The sequence below is a fragment of the Formivibrio sp. oc-25 genome (assembly GCF_055810895.1).
Window position 1 is genome coordinate 122,599 of record NZ_JBVVOL010000010.1, and the last position, 9,019, is coordinate 131,617.

A 9,019-nucleotide genomic window follows, 5' to 3' on the forward strand; every position below is an offset into this window, starting at 1 on the left:
ATTGGAGGAAAGCCCATGCTCAAGCCCATCGAGAACCAGACCAGGGAGCGAAAATCCCTGAATGGTCTATGGCGATTTTCGATCGATCACGAAACCGCCGGCCGCCAGCAGCAGTGGTGGCAGGCTACCTTGCCCGATGCCCGGGAGATCCCGGTGCCTTCAAGTTACAACGACATTTTCGCCGATGCCGCGATCCGCGATCACGTTGGCGACGTGTGGTACCAGACGGAAGTGTTCGTGCCGGCCGGCTGGGAGGGCCAGCGTATTGTTCTGCGTCTGGATGCGGCAACGCATCGCGGCACGGTCTGGGTCGATGATGTCGAAGTCATGGATCACCAGGGCGGCTATACGCCGTTCGAGGCCGATATCAGCGCACATATTCGCGTCGGCGAATCTTTTCGCCTTACCGTTTGCGTGAACAATGTGCTGAGCTGGGACACCATTCCGCCGGGGCAGGTGCTGACGCTGGAAGATGGTCGCCTCAAGCAGCAGTATTTCCACGATTTCTTCAACTATGCCGGCTTGCATCGCCCGGTCTGGCTTTACGCGACACCGAAACGGCATATCAGCGAGGTGACTGTCGTGACCGGCTATGACGGCCAGGATGGCACCGTCGATTACCGCGTCGAAACGTCAGGCGAGGGCACAGTCAGCGTGGCATTGCACGATGCCGACGGCAATCTGGTGGCGAGCGGGGTGGGCGCCAGCGGTCGTCTGATTGTGGCCGGGGCAACGCCATGGCAGCCGGGCAAGGCCTATCTGTACCAGCTGAGCGTGGTCTATTTTGATGAGAGCGGCACGACCGACAAATACTCGCTCGCGGTCGGTATCCGTTCGATCCAGGTGGATGGCAAGCGCTTCCTGATCAATGGCCAGCCGTTCTATTTCACCGGTTTCGGCAAGCACGAGGACAGCGATATCCGCGGCAAGGCGCACGATGACGTGCTGATGGTGCACGATTTCGCGCTGATGAAGTGGATGGGTGCCAATTCCTTCCGTACCTCGCACTACCCGTATGCCGAAGAGGTGCTCGACTATGCGGATCGTCACGGCATCGTCGTCATCAACGAAACCGCGGCGGTTGGTCTGAACATGGTGATTGGCAAGATCCTCAATCCGGCTGTGGTCGCACCCGCAGAACTGTACTCGGAAGCGGGTATTTCCAGCGTCACGCAGCGCGCCCACATGGCCGCGATCCGCGAACTGATCGCGCGTGACAAGAACCACCCTTGCGTCGTCACCTGGAGCATCACCAACGAGCCCGATAGCAGCCCGGCCAATGCTGCCGAGTATTTCCGGCCGTTGGTCGAGGAAACGCGCCGCCTCGATCCGAGCCGCCCGGTGACGTATGCCAGCGTGATGTTCGTGACGGCCGAGCAGGACCAGATTGCCGGGATGTTCGACCTGATCTGCCTGAACCGCTATTTCGGCTGGTATCTGGATGCCGGTGATCTGGTCAGCGCCGAACGGGCGCTGGAAGACGATCTGCGCGCCTGGGAAGACAAATTCCAGGTTCCGCTGATCATCACCGAATATGGCGCCGACACGATGCAGGGCCTGCGCTCGGTGGCCCCGACGATGTGGACCGAGGAATTCCAGGGCGAATTTCTGCAAATGTACCACCGCGTGTTTGACCGCATCGAAGCCGTGGTCGGTGAGCAGGTGTGGAATTTCGCCGATTTCGCCACCTCGCAGGGCATCGTCCGTGTCGGTGGCAACAAGAAAGGGATATTCACGCGCGACCGGCGCCCGAAATCTGGCGCGTATGTGCTGCGTGAACGCTGGACCAAAATGTCCCCGAACCACAAGCAAGATCTCCTTGGAGAAAAGCAATGAGCAACATTCCTCCCCTGAGCTGGAAAAACGTCATCGGCTATGGTCTGGGTGACGTGGCCAATAACTTTGCGTTCGCGATGGGCGCACTGTTCCTGCTGAACTATTACACCGATGTGGCCGGGATTCCGGCCGCCGCCGCCGGGACGATGCTGGTGGTTGTACGCATCTACGATGCCATCATGGACATGGTGGCCGGCCGCGTGATCGACCGCACTTCGACCCGCTGGGGGCGCTTTCGCCCGTTCCTGCTGTGGGGCGCGGTACCGTTGATGCTTTTGAGCGTCGCCGTATTTTCGGTGCCGTCGGGCTGGGATGCCGATGCCAAGCTGCTGTATGCCTATGTGAGCTATGCCTTGCTGGGAACCGCCTATTCGTTCGTCAATATTCCTTTTGGATCGCTGGCGACCGTGATGACCCAGCAGCCGCGCGAACGTGCACGTCTGGGCGCATCGCGCACGCTCATGGCGATGGGCACCTTCTCGTTCCTGGCGCTGGTGCTGGGCCCGGTGGTGCGCAGTGCCAAGGGCGAAGCGTTGCAGAGCATGCTGACGCAGTTCACGCTGATCCTGGCTGTGGCCGGCATCGTCATGTACTACCTGTGCTTCAAGAGCACACGTGAAATCGTTGAGCGCGATATTGCTCAGCCCAAGCTGAAGGACAGTATCGGCACGCTGCTCACCAATCGCCCGCTGCTGATGCTGTGCGCCTGTGCGCTGTGCGTGCTGATCGGCTATTTCTCGCTCAGCGCGACCTCCATGTTTTTTGCCCGTTATGTGTTGGGGGACACCAAGCAGTTTGTAGTGCTGGTATTCATCACGACCCTGTTCGGCACGCTGGTTGCTGCACCGCTGGCACCGCAACTGGTCAGCAAGCTGGGCAAGAAGGGCGCATTTCTGTCCGGACTCGCACTGGCGGCATTGGGCTTTTTTGCACTGTTCCTGGCACCGCTGAGCAACAAGGCGTGGATGTACGGCGCGCTCGGCACGGCGTCCGTTGGCGTGCAGATGGCGATGACCGTGATGTGGGCGCTGGAGGCCGATACCGTTGAATACGGCGAGTGGCGTACCGGCATGCGGATCGAAGGGCTGACTTACTCATTCTTCTCGTTCACGCGCAAATGTGGCCAGGCGCTTGGTGGCTCGGTTCCGGCCTTCCTGCTCGCGGCCAGCGGCTATGTTCCCAATGCCGAGGTACAGAGCGAGCGCGCCATTGCCGGCATCCAACAGGCCATGGCGCTGGTGCCGACCATTGCCTTCGCCGCAGCCTTCGTATTGATGCTGTTCTACCCGCTGACCGATGCACGCTTTGCACAACTGGTAGAGGAAATCCGCGGACGGCGTCTGGCCAGCAGGGCCGCCTGATAGGCTGTTCACGGATTCGCCACGGCCCCGTGGTTCTGCATGCAAAAGCCCGGCACCGAAAGCTGCCGGGTTTTGGGCTAATGCCGTTCACTTCCGTGTCCATTTACCCTCTCCCCTAGCCCCTCTCCCGCAAGCGAGCGAGGGGAGTGCGTGGCTATCCACCGATTTTGCTCCCTCTCCCGCATGCGGGAGAGGGGTGGGGAGAGGGCACGCGGCCAGATTAAGTGAACGGCATTACCGGGCTTTGGGCAGATTTATCCGGCAAGGTACATCATCCAGCCTTCAACTATTTACCCTGAGTCTGCCGCGCCTGACCGGAAGTGATTGGCTGACGCATCGCTTCGATATCCCGCCTGGGCGGCGCACCGAAAAGCCGGGTGTACTCGCGGCTGAATTGCGACGGGCTCTCGTAGCCGACTTCGAACGCGGCGCTGGCCGCATCCAGATCTTTGTTCAGCATCAGGCGGCGCGCCTCGTTCAGGCGCAACCACTTCTGGTACTGCAACGGGCTCATGGCGGTGAGTTGGCGAAAGTGCTGATGCAGGCTGGATGTACTCATTTGTACGTGAGCGGCGAGGTCGTCAATCCGCAGCGTGCCTGTATAGTTCATTTTCAGCCAGTCGATGGCCTTGGCCACGCGGTGGCCCTGACTCCCTACCGAGGCGATCTGCCACAAGCGCGCTGCCTGGTCACTTTTGAGCAGGCGATAGTGGATCTCCCGCTCGATCAGCGGGGCCAGCACGGGAATTGCGTCAGGGTCGTCGAGCAGATCTAGCAGGCGTTTGAAGGCTTCCAGCAGAACCGGCGTGACCGAGCCAAGGCCGATGCCCATGCCGCGCTCGTTGTCGTGCGATGCCGGTAAAGGCAATCCTCCTTGCGCGATCAATTCCGCCATGATGCGCAGGTCGAGCTTCAGGACCAACCCCAGGCAGGGCTGGTCCGGGCTGGCCGATACGATCTGCGAATTGGCAGGAAGATCGATCGACGTGATCAGGAAGCGATTGACGTCGTACGGGTAAGCCTCGCCGCCCACCAGCATCTGCTTTTCGCCCTGCACGACCAAAACGATGCTCGGCTCTACCAGGCAGATGCACGGCGGCATCGGCATTTCACGCCGGAAGAAGCTGAGGCTCGGGATCGCGGTCGGACTGTCCGAGTTGCCGACCGTCCTGTGCCCGATGCTGTCAACCATCGCTCCGCGCAAGGCATCGAGCATCCCGGCCTCATGGCGTTCAGCCTGTTGATTCGACATGGCAATTCTCCAAACAAATCCTGTCCGAAGCATATCCGCGCGACGTGTCGATTCCAACCGGAAATCCCCGGTCGTGGAGGATCAGGCAAGAAATGTGGCGGATTTGAATATCGATTGTTGGACCAGATCGCGAAAAATGTTCCTCAGCATTCACTGAGGACAGCACCATGCAAAATTTCACTTTCTTCAACCCGACCAAGATCGAATTCGGCACCGGCAAGGAACAACTGATCGGGCAGCATCTTAGCGAACACGGCATCAGGAAAGTTCTGTTCTGCTACGGCAGCGAGCGCATCAAACGCGAGGGGCTTTTCGATACCGTCAGCAAAAGCCTCGCCGAGAAAGGTATTGAGTGGGTCGAACTCGGCGGCATCGTCAGCAATCCCGTTATTTCGAAAGTGCGCGAAGGAATTTCGCTGGCGCGCGCACATCAGGTCGATGCCATTCTGAGCGTCGGTGGCGGTTCCGTGCTCGACAGTTCCAAGGCGATTGCTGCGGGTGTCTGCCACGACGGCGATGTGTGGGATCTGTTTACCGGCAAGGCGAGCATCGAATCCGCGCTACCGGTGTTCGCGATCCTGACGCTCGCCGCGACCGGTAGTGAAATGAACCCGGGCGCGGTGGTCACCAACGATGAGACCAAAGAGAAATTCTTCATCAGCAATGCGGCCCTGTTCCCCAGGGTATCCATCGTCAATCCTGCGCTGATGCAGGGGGTGACGCGCGACTATCTGGTGTATTCCGCATCCGATGTGATCGCGCATCTGATCGAGGTGTATTTCACGGCAAGCGTGCATCCGAAGCTGCAATCGCGCCTGGTCGAATCCCTTATCAACACGGTGATCGAAACGACCGAAGCGCTGCTGGCCGACCCGGCCGACTACGACGCCCGCGCCCAGTTTGCCTGGGCCGCAACGCTGGCGCTGAACGGCCTGACCTACTCCGGCGCTGCAGGCTTCAGTTACCCCAACCACGCGATCGAGCACTCGCTCTCGGCGCTGTTCAACGTGCCGCATGGTGCCGGTCTGTCGGTGGTCGTCCCGGCCTGGATGAGGTGGTACCGCGACCGCAACCCGGTGCAGTTCGAGCGGTTTGCCAAGAGCGTATTTGGCGTTGAAACCGGTGAGCAGGGCATCGCCGCGCTGCAGGCCTGGTACGACAAGATCGGCACACCGACGCGCCTGCCGCAACTGGGCATCAAGGAAGCCGATCTGCCGGCAATCGTCGAGAACGTACAGAAGAACGTGCGCATCTTCGGCATTGCCGCTACCTACACGCCCGAGGTGGTGACGGCGATTTTGAAGAATGCGCTGTAACCGCCCGAATTTCACTATACACACCCAGGAGTAAGCCCAAATGAGCATGCTGCTTTCCCGCAAGAAATTCCTCCAAAGCGCCATCGTCGCCTCTGCCGCGCTATTCGTCGGCGCCCCTGCAGTCCTGGCGCAGGCGAACCCTGCTTCAATCACAGGCACAACCTTGAGCCTGACCCAGGAATGGGACAAGACCTTCCCGAGAAGCAACAAGGTCGACCACCGCAAAGTCACCTTCAAAAACCGCTATGGCATCACGCTGGCGGCCGATCTGTATCTGCCGAAGAACCGCGGCAACCAGCGCCTGGCCGCGCTGGCCGTGGGTGGGCCTTTCGGCGCGGTGAAGGAACAATCCTCCGGCCTGTACGCGCAGACGATGGCCGAGCGTGGCTTCGTTACGCTGGCTTTTGATGCGTCTTACACCGGCGAGAGTGGTGGCGAGCCGCGCAATGTGGCCTCGCCCGACATCAACACCGAAGACTTCAGCGCGGCCGTCGACTTCCTCGGCCTGCAAAAAGAAGTTGACCGTGAGCGCATCGGCATTATCGGCATTTGTGGCTGGGGTGGCATGGCCTTGAATGCCACGGCCGTGGACAAGCGCGTCAAGGCCGTTGTGACCAGCACCATGTACGACATGACCCGCGTGATGTCCAAGGGTTACAACGACAGCGTAACCCTGGAGCAGCGCACCAAGTTCCTGGAACAACTGAGCCAGCAGCGCTGGAAGGATGCGGAAAAAGGCGCGCCGGCGTACCAGCCCCCGTACAACCAGCTGAAGGGTGGCGAAGCGCAGTTCATGGTTGATTATCACGACTACTACATGACCAAGCGCGGCTACCACCCGCGTGCGGTGAATTCCGGCAATTCCTGGACCCAGACCACGCCACTGTCATTCATGAACATGCCGATCCTCAGCTACATCAAGGAAATTTCACCGCGTCCGGTCCTGTTCATCCATGGCGAGAACGCGCATTCGCGCTATTTCAGCGAAACCGCCTATGCGGCCGCCGCAGAGCCAAAGGAGCTGCTGATCGTGAAAGGCGCCAGTCACATCGATCTGTATGACGACAAGGCGGGCAAGATCCCCTTCGACAAGATGGCGGATTTCTTCGGCAAGAACCTGAAGTAAACAATGGGTTGGCCATCTGGAAGCGGAGACCATTCGCTTTCAGGTGGTCTCCCGGATTGGAATCAGGCTCAAGACCTGGCTTTTCCGTTTGTTGCCATCGTCTGCGAAGTCATCACCACTCGGCGCTGAAATCGAGCGAGGGCATTTCCTGTTTCTGGTCCGTCATCGCGGTGGTTGGCTACGGCATCACTTTTTACTGTCTGGCGCTGACGTTGCGCGTGATCCTGATGGGGGGCTCAAGTGGTGGGGTGGTACTGTAGCTGTCCAGCCAGGTCATACGCAGGGGTAATCATTCGTAGTAAAACTTCGGATTTTGCTGTTGTTTGCGATAGTTCTTGCTACGCCACCCTGTTTGGGTGCATAGTAAAAAACGATTTTCAAGTACCGCCGCCTTCGTCTGTTCTTGCTGCCGCCCCCAAGCGGTGTCTTTTTTCCGATTATCCCGCCGCCTTGACTTTCGTCCCTGCTTTGAGGGACAGCTCCCTCGTTTATTTTTAGGATTTAAAAAACATGGCAACAGGTAAAGTGAAGTGGTTTAACGACGGCAAAGGTTTCGGATTCATCACCCCCGATGACGGTACGAGTGATCTATTCGCACATTTTTCAGCAATTCAGAGTGGTGGTTTCAAAACCCTGCCAGAGGGTGCCCAAGTCGAATTTGAAGTAAGCAAAGGCCCCAAGGGACTGCAAGCTTCAAACATTCGCTTGGTGTAATTGCTTTTTTCCTGCTTTTTCGATTGCGTTCCGCAGTTCTATCGTTCTCCGACGAGTCTCCGTGGCGCATAAGTGCACTCCAAAAAACGGGGGGCTGATTCAAGCCCCCGTTTCTGCATCTCCCGGTGTGAATATATTGGGCTAAGTTTCTCCATCATCGCCGTTCCCAAATGGCAAGCAAGCGAGCGATATCCAGATCGCTTGATTTCTGTGCAGTCCCATCTGCACGGCTGCCTGCCCACCCCACCCTTTGTTCCGGCATATAGCGCCGAACTGTGACGCCCGAATCGAATACTGTCGATTCCCGGGCAAAACCTTGAAAAGATTAAATGAATTTTGAACTACAAAGAGCGACAGCTCAGAAGCTCTGTGCCGAAGCTGGCATTGCTGTGCTTCCCTACGGGAATGCATGGTGGCTGCTCGGTCAAGGCATCAATCGCGTGGTTGGCGAATTGGCCGGACTTTCCCTCAGCGATCTCCACCGTTATCAACCAACCCCGCGTTAAAACTACAGTAACAAGGAACACACCATGAACCATGCCATCCAGCGAACCGAACTCAGGACGTTTTACTACACCCCTGTGCATTGTCCCTTCTGCGGTACCCGGGTTATGGGAGCCGATCCGATGGATGAGACGCGTATCACTGCCTGCCTTCACACTCTGTTCATCGCCCATGACACGGCTTTCGAATATCGCTCGGAACGCTTTGATGAAAATCTTAATCTCAGCGGCCTGAGCGACATGGAGGTTGAGGCGCGATGGCTGCTAGAAGAAGGGGGCGTTGACGGGTTCACCAACCAGATCACGCTAGCGGATGCGATCAAGATTGCAGCCTACGCACCGGCCCCGTCCGCCTATGGTTCGTACTATGGATTCGCACCTGCCGAATGACCTGTGGTCGGTTTGCACGGAAAATCCGGAGGCTGAATTGTTGTCCGAACCCAGGCTTTATGCGGGTTTTATGTGCTTGCTTGGACTGCTTTGTATGTGTTCGTGGTGCTCGGGACGGGAATCGAACCCGTACAGCTTTCGCCGAGGGATTTTAAGTCCCTTGTGTCTACCAATTTCACCACCCGAGCAGGGGAGGCGAGATTCTACCGCATGCATGGCCGGTATGTAACACCCCGCGCCAAGCTCTCGGTAGCTCGCACCAGGCTATTTCTTCTTTTTATTTTTCGGACAGTTTTTGCAGGGCGGATTGCTCTTGCAGCATTTCTTGGACATGGTGCGCCTCCTTGATTGGTTTTGTTGATTGTTATTTTAATTCGATAGCTTAACCATAAATTCGTTCCGGGCTCAGAATCTCGCAGCAAGACTGTGGACGGGGCCTCAGAACCATGCCTTTCAATGTCTTTCGATCGTTATCATTTAAGCTGTCGAGCACCCGAGATTTCGGGTGACCCAAGGAGCTA

The 9,019-nt window shown here is 58.1% G+C and carries 8 protein-coding genes and 1 tRNA gene; 7 read left to right on the top strand and 2 right to left on the bottom strand.

Annotated elements, in window-relative coordinates:
- Positions 1-15: 15 nt before the first annotated feature.
- Positions 16-1,836, top strand: coding sequence for a beta-glucuronidase (gene uidA / locus AC0KVQ_RS09080; RefSeq protein ID WP_473420829.1), 1,821 nt, complete (start codon positions 16-18; stop codon positions 1,834-1,836).
- A complete protein-coding gene (gene uidB, locus AC0KVQ_RS09085) occupies positions 1,833-3,197 on the top strand; it encodes a glucuronide transporter (protein WP_473420830.1) in 1,365 nt (454 codons plus the stop codon). The genes uidA and uidB overlap by 4 nt, the downstream gene beginning before the upstream one ends.
- 286 nt (positions 3,198-3,483) lie before the next feature.
- Here the strand turns inward: uidB and AC0KVQ_RS09090 are convergent, their stop codons facing one another.
- Positions 3,484-4,449, bottom strand: a complete 966-nt coding sequence (locus AC0KVQ_RS09090; RefSeq protein WP_473420831.1) for an AraC family transcriptional regulator — start codon at positions 4,447-4,449, stop codon at positions 3,484-3,486.
- Between the two features lie 167 nt (positions 4,450-4,616).
- Between AC0KVQ_RS09090 and AC0KVQ_RS09095 the strand changes: the two genes are divergently transcribed.
- The 5 genes from AC0KVQ_RS09095 to AC0KVQ_RS09115 all read left to right on the top strand — a co-directional run bounded on the left by AC0KVQ_RS09095 (position 4,617) and on the right by AC0KVQ_RS09115 (position 8,498).
- Positions 4,617-5,765, top strand: coding sequence for an iron-containing alcohol dehydrogenase (locus AC0KVQ_RS09095; RefSeq protein WP_473420832.1), 1,149 nt, complete (start codon positions 4,617-4,619; stop codon positions 5,763-5,765).
- A gap of 40 nt (positions 5,766-5,805) precedes the next feature.
- Positions 5,806-6,891, top strand: a complete 1,086-nt coding sequence (locus tag AC0KVQ_RS09100; protein WP_473420833.1) for an alpha/beta hydrolase — start codon at positions 5,806-5,808, stop codon at positions 6,889-6,891.
- 510 nt (positions 6,892-7,401) lie between these two features.
- Complete coding sequence (locus AC0KVQ_RS09105) at positions 7,402-7,605, top strand: cold-shock protein (RefSeq protein ID WP_473420834.1); 204 nt, start codon at positions 7,402-7,404, stop codon at positions 7,603-7,605.
- A gap of 329 nt (positions 7,606-7,934) precedes the next feature.
- Positions 7,935-8,111, top strand: coding sequence for a hypothetical protein (locus AC0KVQ_RS09110; RefSeq protein WP_473420835.1), 177 nt, complete (start codon positions 7,935-7,937; stop codon positions 8,109-8,111).
- Positions 8,112-8,135: 24 nt separating this feature from the next.
- Positions 8,136-8,498, top strand: a complete 363-nt coding sequence (locus tag AC0KVQ_RS09115) for a hypothetical protein (RefSeq protein ID WP_473420836.1) — start codon at positions 8,136-8,138, stop codon at positions 8,496-8,498.
- Between the two features lie 103 nt (positions 8,499-8,601).
- Here AC0KVQ_RS09115 and AC0KVQ_RS09120 read toward each other — a convergent pair.
- Positions 8,602-8,686: transfer RNA gene (locus AC0KVQ_RS09120), tRNA-Leu, on the bottom strand.
- Positions 8,687-9,019: the final 333 nt, after the last annotated feature.

Excerpts from the sequence above, each read along its gene's own strand:
- uidA (WP_473420829.1), top strand. The coding sequence starts at position 16 with ATGCTCAAGCCCATCGAGAACCAGACCAGGGAGCGAAAATCCCTGAAT.
- uidB (WP_473420830.1), top strand. The coding sequence starts at position 1,833 with ATGAGCAACATTCCTCCCCTGAGCTGGAAAAACGTCATCGGCTATGGT.
- AC0KVQ_RS09090 (WP_473420831.1), bottom strand. The coding sequence starts at position 4,449 with ATGTCGAATCAACAGGCTGAACGCCATGAGGCCGGGATGCTCGATGCC.
- AC0KVQ_RS09095 (WP_473420832.1), top strand. The coding sequence starts at position 4,617 with ATGCAAAATTTCACTTTCTTCAACCCGACCAAGATCGAATTCGGCACC.
- AC0KVQ_RS09100 (WP_473420833.1), top strand. The coding sequence starts at position 5,806 with ATGAGCATGCTGCTTTCCCGCAAGAAATTCCTCCAAAGCGCCATCGTC.
- AC0KVQ_RS09105 (WP_473420834.1), top strand. The coding sequence starts at position 7,402 with ATGGCAACAGGTAAAGTGAAGTGGTTTAACGACGGCAAAGGTTTCGGA.
- AC0KVQ_RS09110 (WP_473420835.1), top strand. The coding sequence starts at position 7,935 with ATGAATTTTGAACTACAAAGAGCGACAGCTCAGAAGCTCTGTGCCGAA.
- AC0KVQ_RS09115 (WP_473420836.1), top strand. The coding sequence starts at position 8,136 with ATGAACCATGCCATCCAGCGAACCGAACTCAGGACGTTTTACTACACC.